Origin of the sequence: Myxococcus sp. XM-1-1-1, assembly GCF_020037095.1 — a bacterium.
Taxonomy (GTDB): Bacteria; Myxococcota; Myxococcia; order Myxococcales; family Myxococcaceae; genus Myxococcus; species Myxococcus fulvus.
On record NZ_JAIQDH010000036.1, the window covers coordinates 45364 to 59199 of the forward strand.

A 13836-nucleotide genomic window follows, 5' to 3' on the forward strand; every position below is an offset into this window, starting at 1 on the left:
CCCCAGGCCCCTGAAACGACACGAGGCGCGGCGCCTGCTTCCGGCACCGCGCCCCATGAGTCCGCGCATCCCCGGCCTCAGGCCGGGAGACGGCGTCTCAGATGTCGAGGTTCTGCACGTCCAGCGCGTTGCGCTCGATGAACTCGCGCCGCGGCTCCACCGCCTCGCCCATCAGCAGCGAGAAGATTTCGTCGCTCTCCACCGCGTCCTCCACCCGCACCTGCAGCAGCGTGCGCGTGAGCGGATTCATCGTCGTGTCCCAGAGCTGCTCCGGGTTCATCTCGCCCAGACCCTTGTAGCGCTGCAGGCCCAGGCCCTTCTGCGCGTCCTTGCGCAGCGCCGCGTGGACCTCCTGCACCGAGTACGCCGTCACCGTCCCGGCATCCACCTTCACCTTGTACGGCGCGTCCCCCAGGGACTTGAACGCATCCCGCAGGGCCACCAGCTCCACGTACTCCGGCGACGACAGGAACGCGTGGTCGAACACCGTCGGCCGCATCGCGCCGTTCACGTCCGTGCGGAACACCAGCTTCTTCGTCCCGTTCTCCGTGTCCGTCTCCACCTCGTGCGACACCCGGCCCAGCACGTCCGGCATGCGCCGCTCGAACTCCGCGTACGCGCCCTTCACCGCCGCCGCCAGCGCCGCCTCGTCGCCCAGCACCTCCGACGTCAGCCGCGCGCCCTGCACCACCGCGTCCACCACCCGCGCGTCGCGCCGCTTCGCCTGCTTCTCCAGCCGCTCCTCGTACGTAATCACCTTCTCGAGCAGCGCCTTCAGGTCCGCCCCACCCACCTCGCCCGAGGGCGTCAGCACCCGCCCGTGCTCCGTGGCGATGCCCAGCAGGTACTCGTCCAGCGCGCGCTGGTCCTTGACGTACTTGTCCTTCTTGTTGCGCGTGACTTTGTAGAGCGGCGGCTGCGCGATGTAGAGGTAGCCCTTCTGCAGGAGCTCCGGCATCTGCCGGAAGAAGAACGTCAGCAGCAGCGTGCGGATGTGGCTGCCGTCCACGTCGGCGTCCGTCATCAGGATGATGCGGTGGTAGCGCGACTTCTCCGGGTTGTAGTCCTCCGGCCCGATGCCCGTGCCCAGCGCCGTGATGAGCGTGACGATTTCGGCGCTCGTCAGCATCTTCTCGAAGCGCGCCTTCTCCACGTTCAGAATCTTGCCGCGCAACGGGAGGATGGCCTGGTTGCGCCTGTCCCGCCCCTGCTTCGCGGAGCCACCTGCGGAGTCACCCTCGACGATGTACAGCTCGCTCTCGTGCGGGTCGCGGCTCTGGCAGTCCGCCAGCTTCCCGGGGAGGCCGCCGCCGTCCAGCACGCCCTTGCGGCGCACCGTCTCACGCGCCTTGCGCGCCGCGATGCGCGCCCGGCACGCATCGCCAATCTTGGCGACGATCTTCTTGCCCACCATGGGCGTCTCTTCCAGGAAGGTGGCGAGCTGGTCGTTGACCATCTGCTCGACCAGGCCCTTCACCTCGCTGTTGCCCAGCTTCGTCTTCGTCTGCCCCTCGAACTGGGGGTTGGGCAGCTTCACGGAGATGACCGCGGACAGGCCCTCGCGCGCGTCCTCGCCCGCGGGCGCCTCCTTCAGGTCCTTCCAGAGGCCACCCTTCTCCGCGTAGCTGTTGAGCGTGCGCGTCAGCGCGGCCTTGAAGCCGGACAGGTGGCTGCCACCCTCGTGGGTGTTGATGTTGTTGGCGAAGGTGTAGATGCGCTCGTCGTAGCCGTCGTTCCACTGCATGGCCAGCTCGAGCGACACGCCGTCCTTCTCCACCTGGAAGGCGATGGGCTTGTCGTGCAGCACCTGCTTCGACTTGTTGAGGAACTCCACGAACGAGGAGATGCCTCCGTCGAACTTGAAGTCGTGCTCCTTGTTCGTGCGCTCGTCGCGGATGCTGATGTGCAGCCCCGCGTTGAGGAACGCCAGCTCACGCAGCCGCTGGCTGAGCGTCTCGAAGTTGAAGTCCACCGTCTCCATCACGGTGCTGTCCGGCTTGAACGCGATGAGCGTGCCGCGCTTGTCGGTGGTGCCCACCTCCTGCGGCGCCCCCTGCGAGACGCCTCGGGAGTAGGCCTGCTCGAACACCTTGCCGGCGCGCTGGACGCGGACCTTGAACCACTCCGAGAGGAAGTTCACGCACGTGACGCCCACGCCGTGCAGTCCGCCGGAGACCTTGTAGGCCCCGTTGCCGAACTTGCTGCCGGCGTGCAGCTCCGTGAGGACGACCTCCAGCGTGTCCTTGCCCTTGAACTTGGGGTCGGGGTGAGGACCCACGGGGATGCCGCGCCCGTTGTCCTGGACGCTCAGAGAGCCGTCCACGTGGATGACGACCTCGATGTCCGTGCAGTGGCCCGCGAGCGCCTCGTCCACGGCGTTGTCGACGACCTCGTACACGAGCTTGTGGAGCCCGTAGGTCATCGTGTCGCCGATGTACATGCCAGGGCGCTTGCGAACGGCCTCCAGGCCCTCGAGCTTGGTGATGCTATCGGTCCCATACTCCACGGGCGGCAAAGCGACCTCGGCGCCAGTAGCGGGGGTCTTTTCCATGTGATGCTGTCCTTGGGAAAAGGAGCCTTGCAGAAGGCCTGTGCCTACCATTTAGAGGCACACTGAACAAGAGTAACGAGCCCGCGCAAAGCTGCGTAAATATTCGTGAAAATCGCTTGGCCGCCCCCTCGGGCGGCGGCGCCCCGGGAGCGGGGGTTCAGGCGTCGAACCGCGGCGGCGGCAGGCGCTCCTCCAGCGCGGAGATCAACTCCTCGAAAACAGCTCTGCGGGCGAAGAGATGCCGGGTGACGAGCACCCTTCCCTCTTCCTTGAGGAACAGACCGAGCACGTTCCCCCGCCGACCGAGCCGGCGCACCGAATCAATCTGGCCCCAGTGCAAATCCAGCTCGCTGGCGCTGAAGGGGCGGGCCACGCGCACGCCGCGCGCGTCCAGGGTGACGCCCCAGCCGGTGCGCGGGCGCAGCCGGTGGAGGGCCACGAGGAAGGCGAGCATCAGCCCCGCGCTCACCCCGGCGCGAGCCAGCTCCTGCACGCCGCCGCCGTCCTGGGCGTTGGCCAGGGCCCAGGCCGTCAATACCGCCAGCACGCAGGCGCCCAGGAAGAGCGCGATACGGGGGACGCGAGGGTCGAAGGCGTAGAAGCGCTGGCTCGTCATGAGTGCGGGCGCACCCTACCCGTCCTGGAGGACGGGTGCGCGCTTTTGCGCGGTGCGATGTTCGCCGCCCGGCGCGGGCACCCTAGGCTGGGGGCGTCCCATGACCGATGCCGAACTGAACGACCGCCTCCTCACCAACGTCATCGCCTTCAAGCACCTGCAACGGGAGCGGGGCATGCTGCGCCACTTCGGCGCCCCGGGCCTGGATGCCTTCAGCCTGCCGACCCATCCCGCCGAGTCCCACTTCCAGCAGGCCTGCTTCCGGACGACCCAGGCGCTCGCCGAGGGACTGCCCGCGCTGGAGGACTTCTACCGGCGCCAGGGCATCCCCGCCTGGCGCGTGGCGGTGCTGCCCGGCCAGGACGAAGGGGCCAGGCTGCTGGGCGCGCACGGCTATCGCCCCGACAACCGGCTGCCCGCCATGGGGCTGGCGCTGGCGGACATCCCGGACGAGCGCCCCACCTTCCCCCTCGTGGAGACCGAATCCCAGGAGGAGATGGTGGCGCTCAACGTCCGCGTCTGGGGCAAGTGGGACGACCTCCTCTGCGTGTGGAACCAGCCGCCCCGGCTGCCCGTGCACACGCTGGTCGCGCGCGAGCAGGGCCGCGCGCTGGCGTGCGGCTTCAGCCTGGACGTGGACGACACCGCGGGCGTGTACATGGTCGTCACGCTGCCGGAGGCGCGGGGCCGGGGGCTGGCCGCGGAGGTGATGAAGGGCCTGCTCTCCGGGGCCCGCGCCCGGGGCCTCGCCGCCTCCGTGCTCCAGGCCACCGAGCAGGGCCGGAGCGTGTACCGCAAGCTCGGCTACCGCGAGCTGGGGGACTGGGTGAACTGGGCGCGCGTCGCTTGAGGAGAAAGCCTCAGCGCAGCGCCTCCAGCTCCTCCAGGATGGCGAACACCTGCGAGGGCTGGCGCGCCTCGCCGAGCCGCGCGGACAGCCCTCGCGCGGCGAGCCGGGCCACGTGCGCCATGCGCACCAGCCGCACGCGCCCCAGCTCCCCGTCCACCGCCGCCACCACCAGCCGCAGCGGACGGCCGTCGGGCGTGTCCACCGCCAGCCCCTTGGCCAGCGTCACCAGGGCCGCCACGGGGGATGCGCCCGGCACGAAGACGTGGGGCACGGCCACCTCGCCGCCCACCGCGCACGAGGACGTGATGTCGCGCCGGCGCAGGCTCTCCGCCAGGCGCGGCGCGTCCACGCCGGGCAGCTCCACCGCCAGCCGCCCCGCCACCACGTCCAGCACGTCCTCCCAGCCCTCGCAGGACAGCTGGAGCACCATCCGCTCGGGCGCCAGGAGCGGCGCCAGCGCCGGCACCGGCGCGTCCGAGGGCCCCCGGCGCACGGGGAACTCCGCGTCCAGGAAGTCGCGCACCCGGGCCAGCTGCGCCCCCGACAGCCGGCGCCGCGCCAGCTCCAGGAAGAGCGTCCCGGAGCCCGGCACGTCCTCCAGGTACTCGGACACGTAGGGGCTGACCCGGTTCGCCACATCCATCAACAGGCTGGGAGGCACGTCCAGCTCCCGGGCAATCGCCGTGAGCCGCTCCACCGTGGGCGGCGCGTCCACGCCGTTCTCCACCCGGCTGAGGTACGCGCTCGACACACCGATGCGCCTTGCCAGGTCCCTCAGGGACAGGCCCGCGTCCACCCGCAACAGTCGCAGCGTCGCACCCAGGTGCATGGTGGTGTGCTCAGCTCCTCGAGGCCGCCGTCCGAGGGGAGACCGGGTCCGCGGCGGCGACGGCCTGGGTCACCGGCTCCGACTCGTGCACCACGAGCAGCGAGCCCGGCGCGTCCCGGATGATGCGCTCGCGGTGCAGCCCGAAGACGCGGTCCTCCAGGCCCCACTGCGCGCCCATGCCCACCACCAGCAGGTCGTAGCCTCCCTGGCGGATCTCCTCGAGCACCGCGTCCTCCGGGGACTCGTGCCGCACCACCTTCAGCCGCACGGCCGAGCCCTCCGCCGCGGGGAACAGCTCCTCCACCTGCGCGCGCGCGTGGGTGTTCTCGTGGGACGTCACGTGCAGCACGGTGACGTCCGCGCCCGCCTGCTTCATCAGCCGCCGCGCCAGCTTCAGTGCCGCGCGGTCATGCCGGCTGCCGATGAAGGGCACCAGCACCCGCTTCACGTCGGACAGGCCCCGGTCCACCAGCACCGCGACCGTGCCGCCGGCCGCGTCCTTCATCACCTCGTGCACCGTGCCGCCCAGCACCGTCTGGCTGAACAGCGGCTTGTGCCAGCCCAGCAGCACCAGGTCCGCGCGCCGGGCCTCGGCCGTGCGGCGGATGTCCTGCGCGGGCTCCGTGGAGACGAAGGACAGCGGCCGCACCGACAGGCCCAGGCTCCGCGCGCGGCCGAGCAGCGGCGCCAGCGCGCCCTCGCCCTCGGCGGACTCCTCGGACGCCCCTGCGCGCGGCTCGGCCTCGCGCAGGGACACGCGCTCCGGGTGCACCAGGTGCAGGGCGTGCAGCTGCGTGGCCTCCGTGCCGGAGAGCGCCTTGGCCAGCGTGGCCATGCCCGGCCCGGCCTGCTGATGGGAGACGCACATCAGCATCGTGTAGGGCGTCAGGCCCGGGGCCATGACCGGCGCCAGCTCCAGCTTGTCGCGCGCCATCTCCTCCAGCGGGTAGATGAGGCGCAGCAGCGGCGTGGTCATGAACGTGGTCACCAGCGCCATGATGACCATCATGGTGAAGAGCGTGGGCGAGATGACGCCCAGGTCCAGGCCCAGGTTGAGGACGATGAGCTCCATCAACCCGCGCGTGTTCATCAGGATGCCGACGGCGCCCGCCTCGCGCCAGCGCATGCCCGTCAGCCGCGCCGCCACCGCGCTGCCGCCGAACTTGCCCAGACAGGCCAGCAGGATGATGACCCCGCAGGTCATCCAGGCCTCCGGCGTGTTGAGCAGGCCAATCTGCGTGCGCAGGCCGCTGAAGGCGAAGAACAGGGGCAGGAGCAGCACCACCGCCGTGTCCTCCAGCTTCTCCACCAGCGCCTCGGCCAGCCCCCCCTCCTTGGGGATGACGGCGCCGAAGAGGAACGCGCCGAAGAGCGCGTGGATGCCGATGAGCTCCGTGGCGAGCGCGCTCGCGAGCAGCAACAGCAGCGTGCCCGCCACCACGTTCTGCGTCAGGCCCTCGCGGCTGGCCACGCGCGCGCCCAGCCGGGCGAGGAACGGCCGCACCGCCAGCAGCATGAACGCGATGTAGCCCACCGCGAACGCCGTGGTGAGCGCCGCCTCCGCCAGGCTCGCCGCGCGGACGATGGACACCACGAAGGCCAGCAGGCACCACGCCGTGACGTCATCCACCGCGGCGCACGTAATCGCGATGGCGCCGATGCGCGACTGCAGCAGCCCGCGCTCGGCGAGGATGCGCGCGAGCACCGGGAAGGCCGTGATGCTCATCGCCACGCCCATGAAGAGCACGAACGAGGAGAACGGCACGCTCGGGTCCGACAGCGACTTGTAGAGCCACAGCGCGCCCGCCACCGCGCCCAGGATGAAGGGCACCACGATGCTCGTGTGGCTGATGGCCACCGACGCATGGCCCCGGCCCTTGAGCATCTTCGGGTCCAGCTCCAGTCCGATGAGGAACATGAACAGCACCAGGCCCACCTGGCTCAACATCTTGAGCACGGGCATGGAGCTGGCCGGGAACAGCGCGTCCATCAGGTCCGGCGCCAGCCACCCCAACAGCGACGGCCCCAGCACGATGCCCGCCACCACCTCCGCGATGACCAGCGGTTGGCCCAACCAGCGCGCGCCCCGGCCAATCAACCTCGACACGCCGATGATGACGATGAGCTGCGTGATGAGCAGGGTGAGCGGGTTGAAATGCATCCGGCCTCCTTCGGCAACGCGCCTGTTAAGTGAGCACTTACCAGCCCACCTCGCGAAGCGTCAAACGCACATTGCGCGCGGGGAGGCGACGGACGTCAGGCCGCCTGGTGCCTGCGCACGGCGTCCAGCAGCGTGTCCACGTCCACGGGCTTGCGCAGGTGTCCACACGCGCCAATCTCCTCGGCCACCTGACGGGCGTTGGCGGACGCGGAGAAGACGAGCACGGGGATGTCACGCCACGCGGGCACCTGGCGCATGGCCCGCGCGAAGCCGGCGCCATCCAGCACGGGCATCATCATGTCGAGCAGCACGAGCACGGGCAGCGACGACATGTCCCCGAGGACGTCGAGCGCGTGCTTGCCATTGATGGCCCCCGTCACCGAATAGCCCGCGTCGCGCAGCACCTCCTCCAGTGCCTCGCGCAGGTCCGCGTCGTCGTCCACCACCAGCAACGGCCCAGTCACGCACTCGCCTCCTTCTCTCGACCCCACCACCCGACGGCCTCGAGACTATCTCGCGCCACCCACGCATACGTCACATGTCTCGACGGGAGGCGGGCGCCCCGCCCCAGGCTCGTGTCGTGTTGTCGGCGCGGTGTTGAGCATTGGCCAATACGAGGCAACGGCAGCGTGTGCATCTGGGGATTCCTCGTGAAGCAGTGAAGCGCGCTGGGTGACGAGCGACCGCGCGGACTCTCGGGTGCTGGGAGTCGATACGCGTTCGGGGGCGAACGGGGCCTCACCCCCGAGACCTAAGGGTGCGACATCCTCTGTCTCGGAGACACCGTCCCCGTGTTTCACGACGTGCGCGCGAGAGGGCCCGCCCCCATCTCCTTGCCTCGCCCGCGCGAGGACCGAAGGGGGCCATGGAGGCCCGCCAGCGCGCGCGGACGGAAGCCGGGGGGCACCATGACCGAAGCACTCTCTCGCCGTGCCGCGCTGGGGCACGCCGCCGTCGCGGGGCTGGGCCTGCTCACGGCCGCCCCGCGCGCCCACGCCCAGCGAAGCATCAAGGAGGACCTGCCGGTGGTGCGCGCGCTGCTCGCCGCCGAGCGTGACGCCGTCGCGACGCATGACGCCCTGGCCGGCGTGCTCGCGGCCGCGCCCGCCACCGACGCGCTGTTCGCCTTCCGGGGGCTGCTCGAGGCGCTCCTCTCGCGCTTCCGCCAGCAGCACGCGGAGCACGCCGAACGGCTGGTGGACGCGCTCGTCCAGCAGCGAGGCACCGACGACGTGGGCGCGGGCACGGCGAGGCTCCCCGAGGACTTCGCGCCCTGCCTCCAGAACGCGCTCGACCTGCTGACCAACCTGGAGAAGGCGTGCGCGCTCACCTGCACCCAGGCGCAGACCGCCCTGAGGCTCGACGCCAACGGAGGGCTCGCCGCGAGCCTCGGCGCGGTCGCCTCCCAGCGCTTCGTCGTGCTGAACCTGCTCGCGCGCGGCCTCGCCACCCCGCCCGCGGCCACCGAGAACCAGCCCGCGGACGCGCTCGCGAGCCTCGTCGCCGCGTGGGTTCCGCGCACGCTGGCCATCAGCCTGGACGACGGCGCGGGCCTCGACGACGAGACCGGGCTGCCTTTCTACGACGTGACCCGCTGAAGGAGCCCCCCATGACTGCGAACCCGCGCCTCGCCCGCCGCCGCGTCCTCCAATGCCTGGGCCTCGCCACGGGCGCCCACGCGCTCGGGGCCTGTGATGCCCCCATGGAGTACCGGCCGAACCAGGAGGTGAACCCCATCGAGCGCGCCCGGGAGGTGGGCGCCCTCAACACGCTGCTCGCCGCCGAGTACTCGCTCGTCGCGGCCTACGCCCAGGCCACCTCGCGCCTCGTGGCCGCGCGCGATGACCCGGCGCGCCCCCAGGCGGAGCGGGAGCTGGCCGTGCTCGCGCTCGGGCTGGCGCAGGCCTTCCAGCAGCATCACGCCGCGCACGCGGCGCTGCTCGCCCGGACGATGACGGACCTGGGCGCCATCCCCGTGCGCGAGGACACGGTCTCCTACGCGCCGCCCGCGGGCTTCAAGCCCTCCGTCGGCAACGTCCTGAAGCTGTCGGCCAACGAGGAGCGCCGCTCCATCATCGCCTTCACCCGCGTGCTCGCCTCCATCCAGACGCCGAACACGCGCTTCGTGCTCGCCTCCATCCAGGGCATCCACGCGCAGCACTTCGCGGTGCTCACGGCCCTCGTCGAATCGCGCCTGGAGATGGCGCCCGCGCTCGACGCCTCGCGCGTGGTGCCCCGCCCCTTCGTCGCCTCCACCGAGGAGCTGGGCGGCGGCGAGGGGCTGGGCGCGGAGCCCGACCTCGCCGTCGGAGACGCGGGCTGACGAAGAAGCCCTACCGCCAGGACAGCTCGAACTCGCTGTCCAGCAGCGCCACCTGCCGCCCGCTCACGCGCACGTCGCGGGCGCCCACCGCCTCCAGCGCGCCCCGCAGCACGCCCTCGTGGTACGCGGCGGGCATGAAGTCGCGGCGCATGATGAAGCGCGCGCTGCGCTCGCCCGTCCACACCGGGTAGCGCTCACCGTAGCTCACCGCCATGCGGTACGCGTCACCCAGGGACTCGAGCAGCAGCCGGGGACTGCCCGCCGACTCCGCCAGGAGCTCCCGACCGAACAGCGACGCCAGGAAGTCCACCGTGGCCTGCGCGCCCATGCGCTCGAGCACCTCGTCGAAGCCGCCCTGCCGGGGCGCCAGCAGCCGCGCCGCCGTGGACACCATGCGCAGGTAGCGCGACACCGAGTAGAGCTGGAACGGGTTGATCTCCCACACGCCCGCCACGCCCTTGCACCGCGCGACGGAGCCCTCTCCGCCCAGGAACGCGATGACGTGCAGCGCGCCGCGGAAGAACATCCCGCGCGCCTGGTCGTCCTCGGTCGCGGCCAGCCGACGCTGCTCCAGCTCCCACGCCGCGCCACCACCGCTCACATCCATGCTCACGTACATGGTCGTCTCCCCCGAGGGGCTCGCACTGCCTCGGCTCAGGGGACACGTCCGGCGCTGCTCAGGTCTTTCTGTGTTCGCCGGATTCCCCCCACTTCCTAGGTACCAACCCTCTCATATTTTTCTACCCCTGTCGAATGGTTCGAGATGGCCCCGGGGTCCGGACCAGGTTCCGCCAGCGTACGAAACGCCCGGATTCCAGGCACATGGACGTCTCGGAGGCCACGAGCCTGGAGGTCCCTCGGGGTGCGGGGGACCTGGGAGGTGCGGGGAAGGGCCCTTCCCGGGCGGCGCCCGGGTCAGCGGGCGGCGAGCACGGACTCGGCGGCGCGCAGGCCCGCGCCGGCCTCCGCCCGGTGACCGGCGGCGAGCAGGGCGCGCTCCACGGCGCCCACGGTGACGAGCACGTCGCCGGGGCCCACGCGGTTCATGTGGCCCACGCGGAAGTAGCGCGTCTTGAGGTCCGGGTGGAGCCCGCCGGCAATCACCACGCCCTCGGCCTTCACGCGCCCGACGAGCGAGGCGTCCACGCCCTCCGGGTAGTAGACGGCGCTGAGCGTGTTCGCCGTCACCGCCTCCGACACGGGCAAGAGGCGCAGGCCCAGCGCGCTCCACGCGGCGCGGAAGGCGCGGGCCAGGCGCTGGTGACGGGCGAAGCGCGCCTCCATGCCCTCGGCCAGAATCTGCCCCAGGCTCACGTCCAGCGCGCTGACGAGGTTGACGGGCGGCGTGGCGAAGTACGAGGGCTTGCCGCCCGCGTACGCCTCCATGATGGGCAGCCACTCCGCCCAGTCCGAGTACACGCTGGCCACCGGCGCCTTGCGGCCCTTCCACGCCGCCATCGCCTGGGGGCTCACGGTGACGAGCGCGAGGCCGGGCGGCACGCCCACCGCCTTCTGGCTCGCCGTCAGGTACACGTCCGCGCCCCACGCGTCCTGGTGGAACACCTCGCCCGCGGTGGCGCAGACGCCGTCCACCACCGACAGCACGCCGAGCGCGCGCGCGGCCTTCACCAGCCCCTCCACCGGCGCGAGCACGCCCGTGGACGTGTCCACGTGCGTGACGGTCATCACCTTGAAGCCGCCGCGCTCCAGCTGGGACTTCACCTCCGCCACCGAGGGCGCGTCGCCCGGGGAGGCGCGCACGTGCGTCACCTTCGCGCCGTGCCGCTCGAGAATCTTCGCCATCCGGTCACTGAAGTAACCGGTGTTCACCACGAGGGCCGCGTCGCCGGGCTCCACCAGGTTGGCCACGGCCATCTCCATGGCCAGGGTGCCGGAGCCGGAGACGACGAAGGGCTGCGCGGAAGGGGCGAGGCACACCTCGCGCAACCGCTGCAGCGCCCGGCCGAAGGTGACGATGAAGGCCGGGTCCGTGTGGCTGAGCGAGGGGGCGCCCAGCGCGCGCAGCACCTCTTCCTCGAACTCCACGGGCCCCGGAATCATCAGCAGTTCTCTCACGGCGTCACCACTCCTCAGGGGGCTCGGGGGCTCCGAGCGGTTGGGCGTCACGGTACAGGCACGGGGGACGACGGGCGGGAGCGTGGGCCCCGCCAGGGCGCACTCACAGTCTTTCGAGCAGCTCCCACAGGATGGAGAACCCCTGCCGGAAGTCCTGCAGGTGCGCCTGCTCGTTCGGCGCGTGGTAGTACTTCATGTCCCCGAAGCCTGTTATCTGCACGTCGCAGCCCTGGCGCTGCAGGTCCCTCACCAGGGGCAGCGAGCCGGTGAGCGAGAAGGGCTGCGCGTCCACGCCGCGCACGGCCTTCATCGCGTCCTTCAGCGCCTGGAGGCCGGGCGAGTCCAGCCGGCACGCGATGCCCTCGGTGCCGCCGCCCTGGAAGCGCAGGGCCAGCCGGCCGCGCCGCCCGTCCTCGGTGCGCGTGCGAGGCCAGCCGGCGGGGACGTCGCCGCGCTCCAGCCGCGCGTCCAGCTCCCGCACGAAGTCCTCGGTGGCGCGCCGCACCTCGGCCATGTCGTGGAAGGGCGTCAGGCGGACGTCGCCCTTCACCACCACGTCGCCGGGAATCTTGTTCTCCTTGGTGTTGGCCGCCTCCATCACGGTGGCCTTGAGGCTGGAGGTCGCGAGGAAGCCCCAGCGCTTCTCGTCCTCGTTGGGCGGGTAGCGCGCGTGGAACCAGCGGCCCAGCTCCAGCGACGCGGCCATCGCCAGCTCCAGCGCGTTCACGCAGTTCTGCGGCATGCCCGAGTGGCCGCCCACGCCCGTCACCTTCAGCTCCCACACGCTGTTGCCCGCGGTGCCCACGGTGGGGCCGAAGTTGGCGCTGTCCAGCCAGTACACCGGCTGGCCCACCAGGTCCTTGAGCCGGCCCTGCTCGGCCACGTAGCTCAGGCCCAGGCCGGGCAAATCCCCCGCCTCCTCGTTGGCGATGAGCACGACCTTGAGCGTGCGGCGCGGGCGCACGTTGGCCTCCGCCAGCTGCGCGAGCAGGTCCGTGGCCACCGCGACGTGGCCCAGGCAGTCGGTGACGCCGCGCCCGTAGAGCACGCCGTCCGGGCCCTCCCACAGCTCGAAGGGGCTGCGCTCCCAGCCCTCGGCGACCTGGTCCGCGGGGACCACGTCGAAGTGCGCGCCCACGAAGCCCACCGCGCCCTCGCCCGTGCCCTTCACGGTGAGCACCAGGCTGACGCGCGACTCGTTGCCCTGGGACGCGAGGGCCTCCGCGTGGATGAAGCCGCTGGCGATGTGCGGGGCCAGCGTGTCCAGCACCACCTGCGCGGCCAGCCGCTCCTGGGGCACCAGCCCCGCCTCCAGGTTGTTCTGCAACCGGGGCGTCAGGGCGATGAGACGGCGGAGCACATCCAGGAAGCGGTCTTCCTTCAACATGAGCGCGGACATGGGCGCGGATTGGAGCCCAGGTGCCGACAGGATGTCACTGAAAACGACGACGCCGGAGCCCCATGCAGAGCCCCGGCGTCGAGACTTCAGCAGGCCGCGCTCAGCGGTAGGTCAGCGCCTGCGAGTCCATGCGGGCCGCCTGGCCCGTGGTGAACGTGTTCATGCAGGAGTCGTCCGTGTAGTCCATGAAGTTGGTGATGGGGTCGTTGCCCGCGGCGGAGCAGGTGTTGCGACCCGTGGGGCAGCCGTACGCGGGCGAGGCCTCCGCCGGCGTGTCGCTGACGGAGTCGTTCGTGGTGGAGCAGCCGCCCTGGAACGTGTGGTACAGGCCCAGCCAGTGGCCGACCTCGTGCGTGCCCGTGTCACCCAGGTTGTACGGCGACGCGCTGCCGCCCGGCACGCTGGAGTACAGAATCACCACGCCGTCCATCGTCGGGTTGCTGGCGTAGCTGGAGGGGAACGTCGCCCAGCCGAGCAGGCCGCCGCTCAGGTTCGCCGAGTAGATGTTGAGCGCGTTCTTGCCGCCCTTGCGCAGCGCCGTCTTCATCGCGCGCTCCGCGGACGAACCCGAGCCCAGGTTGTACCAGGTGCTGTTCGTCGTGCGGTCCGTCGCCGTCAGCGTGAACCTGAACGGCGTGTTCGCGTACGCGGCGTTCAGCACCGCAATCTGGTTGGTAATCATGGCCGTGGTGATGTCGCCGTTCGCCACGCCCGTGCCCTTGTTGATGACGTGGAAGTAGACGGGGATGTTCACCGAGCCGTTCGGACGCGCGAAGGCAGACACCGCGCGCTCCGACTGGAAGCGGCGCTCCATGTCCGCCATCTCCTCGTGCGTCGGGTTCACGCCGCAGCCGCGACCCTCGATGGCCTGCTGACCGGGCTGCTCCTCGGCCGCCGGAGGCGTGGGCTCCGGCTGCTGGGACTCCGGAGCGCTCGAACAGCCGGACAGCAACGTCAGGACACCGATGACCACGGAGAAACGGCCACTGCGACGCGAAACGAAGCTGGACATTCCCGACTCCTCGGAAAAT

The 13836-nt window shown here is 71.1% G+C and carries 12 protein-coding genes; 3 read left to right on the forward strand and 9 right to left on the reverse strand.

The genetic code is table 11. The features are described from left to right. Positions 1 to 97: 97 nt before the first annotated feature. Together gyrB and K8640_RS39920 are read right to left on the reverse strand one after the other, a co-directional pair. On the reverse strand, positions 98 to 2551 hold the full coding sequence (gene gyrB / locus K8640_RS39915) for a DNA topoisomerase (ATP-hydrolyzing) subunit B (RefSeq protein ID WP_223751859.1): 2454 nt from the start codon (positions 2549 to 2551) through the stop codon (positions 98 to 100). Positions 2552 to 2708: 157 nt separating this feature from the next. Next, complete coding sequence (locus K8640_RS39920) at positions 2709 to 3167, reverse strand: hypothetical protein (protein ID WP_223751860.1); 459 nt, start codon at positions 3165 to 3167, stop codon at positions 2709 to 2711. 100 nt (positions 3168 to 3267) lie between these two features. Between K8640_RS39920 and K8640_RS39925 the strand changes: the two genes are divergently transcribed. Continuing rightward, a complete protein-coding gene (locus K8640_RS39925; RefSeq protein ID WP_223751861.1) occupies positions 3268 to 4017 on the forward strand; it encodes a GNAT family N-acetyltransferase in 750 nt (249 codons plus the stop codon). Positions 4018 to 4027: 10 nt separating this feature from the next. Here K8640_RS39925 and K8640_RS39930 read toward each other — a convergent pair whose 3' ends face one another. The 3 genes from K8640_RS39930 to K8640_RS39940 form a co-directional block, all read right to left on the reverse strand. Continuing rightward, positions 4028 to 4846: a helix-turn-helix domain-containing protein gene (locus K8640_RS39930; RefSeq protein WP_223751862.1), complete on the reverse strand. Its 819-nt coding sequence runs from the start codon at positions 4844 to 4846 to the stop codon at positions 4028 to 4030. 10 nt (positions 4847 to 4856) lie between these two features. After that, a complete protein-coding gene (locus K8640_RS39935; RefSeq protein ID WP_223751863.1) occupies positions 4857 to 7007 on the reverse strand; it encodes a cation:proton antiporter in 2151 nt (716 codons plus the stop codon). A 95-nt stretch (positions 7008 to 7102) separates the two neighbouring features. Next, positions 7103 to 7471 carry a response regulator gene (locus tag K8640_RS39940; RefSeq protein ID WP_141324131.1) on the reverse strand — a complete coding sequence of 123 codons (369 nt, stop codon included), beginning with the start codon at positions 7469 to 7471 and terminating at the stop codon, positions 7103 to 7105. Positions 7472 to 7915: 444 nt separating this feature from the next. Between K8640_RS39940 and K8640_RS39945 the strand changes: the two genes are divergently transcribed. Continuing rightward, complete coding sequence (locus tag K8640_RS39945; RefSeq protein WP_223751864.1) at positions 7916 to 8605, forward strand: hypothetical protein; 690 nt, start codon at positions 7916 to 7918, stop codon at positions 8603 to 8605. Positions 8606 to 8616: 11 nt separating this feature from the next. Further along, positions 8617 to 9330, forward strand: a complete 714-nt coding sequence (locus K8640_RS39950) for a ferritin-like domain-containing protein (protein ID WP_223751865.1) — start codon at positions 8617 to 8619, stop codon at positions 9328 to 9330. Positions 9331 to 9340: 10 nt separating this feature from the next. Here the strand turns inward: K8640_RS39950 and K8640_RS39955 are convergent, their stop codons facing one another. The 4 genes from K8640_RS39955 to K8640_RS39970 all read right to left on the reverse strand — a co-directional run bounded on the left by K8640_RS39955 (position 9341) and on the right by K8640_RS39970 (position 13817). After that, complete coding sequence (locus tag K8640_RS39955) at positions 9341 to 9949, reverse strand: TIGR02265 family protein (protein ID WP_223751866.1); 609 nt, start codon at positions 9947 to 9949, stop codon at positions 9341 to 9343. Positions 9950 to 10245: 296 nt separating this feature from the next. Beyond that, positions 10246 to 11406, reverse strand: coding sequence for an alanine--glyoxylate aminotransferase family protein (locus K8640_RS39960; RefSeq protein WP_223751867.1), 1161 nt, complete (start codon positions 11404 to 11406; stop codon positions 10246 to 10248). A gap of 103 nt (positions 11407 to 11509) precedes the next feature. After that, positions 11510 to 12805 (reverse strand): M20/M25/M40 family metallo-hydrolase, encoded by a 1296-nt coding sequence (locus tag K8640_RS39965; protein ID WP_223751868.1) that lies wholly within the window; start codon positions 12803 to 12805, stop codon positions 11510 to 11512. 100 nt (positions 12806 to 12905) lie between these two features. Then, positions 12906 to 13817 carry a zinc metalloprotease gene (locus K8640_RS39970; protein ID WP_223751869.1) on the reverse strand — a complete coding sequence of 304 codons (912 nt, stop codon included), beginning with the start codon at positions 13815 to 13817 and terminating at the stop codon, positions 12906 to 12908. Positions 13818 to 13836: the final 19 nt, after the last annotated feature.

Bases quoted from the DNA above. Each gene is read 5' to 3' on its own strand.
- gyrB (WP_223751859.1), bottom strand. From the start codon at position 2,551: ATGGAAAAGACCCCCGCTACTGGCGCCGAGGTCGCTTTGCCGCCCGTG.
- K8640_RS39920 (WP_223751860.1), bottom strand. From the start codon at position 3,167: ATGACGAGCCAGCGCTTCTACGCCTTCGACCCTCGCGTCCCCCGTATC.
- K8640_RS39925 (WP_223751861.1), top strand. From the start codon at position 3,268: ATGACCGATGCCGAACTGAACGACCGCCTCCTCACCAACGTCATCGCC.
- K8640_RS39930 (WP_223751862.1), bottom strand. From the start codon at position 4,846: ATGCACCTGGGTGCGACGCTGCGACTGTTGCGGGTGGACGCGGGCCTG.
- K8640_RS39935 (WP_223751863.1), bottom strand. From the start codon at position 7,007: ATGCATTTCAACCCGCTCACCCTGCTCATCACGCAGCTCATCGTCATC.
- K8640_RS39945 (WP_223751864.1), top strand. From the start codon at position 7,916: ATGACCGAAGCACTCTCTCGCCGTGCCGCGCTGGGGCACGCCGCCGTC.
- K8640_RS39950 (WP_223751865.1), top strand. From the start codon at position 8,617: ATGACTGCGAACCCGCGCCTCGCCCGCCGCCGCGTCCTCCAATGCCTG.
- K8640_RS39955 (WP_223751866.1), bottom strand. From the start codon at position 9,949: ATGTACGTGAGCATGGATGTGAGCGGTGGTGGCGCGGCGTGGGAGCTG.
- K8640_RS39965 (WP_223751868.1), bottom strand. From the start codon at position 12,805: ATGTCCGCGCTCATGTTGAAGGAAGACCGCTTCCTGGATGTGCTCCGC.
- K8640_RS39970 (WP_223751869.1), bottom strand. From the start codon at position 13,817: ATGTCCAGCTTCGTTTCGCGTCGCAGTGGCCGTTTCTCCGTGGTCATC.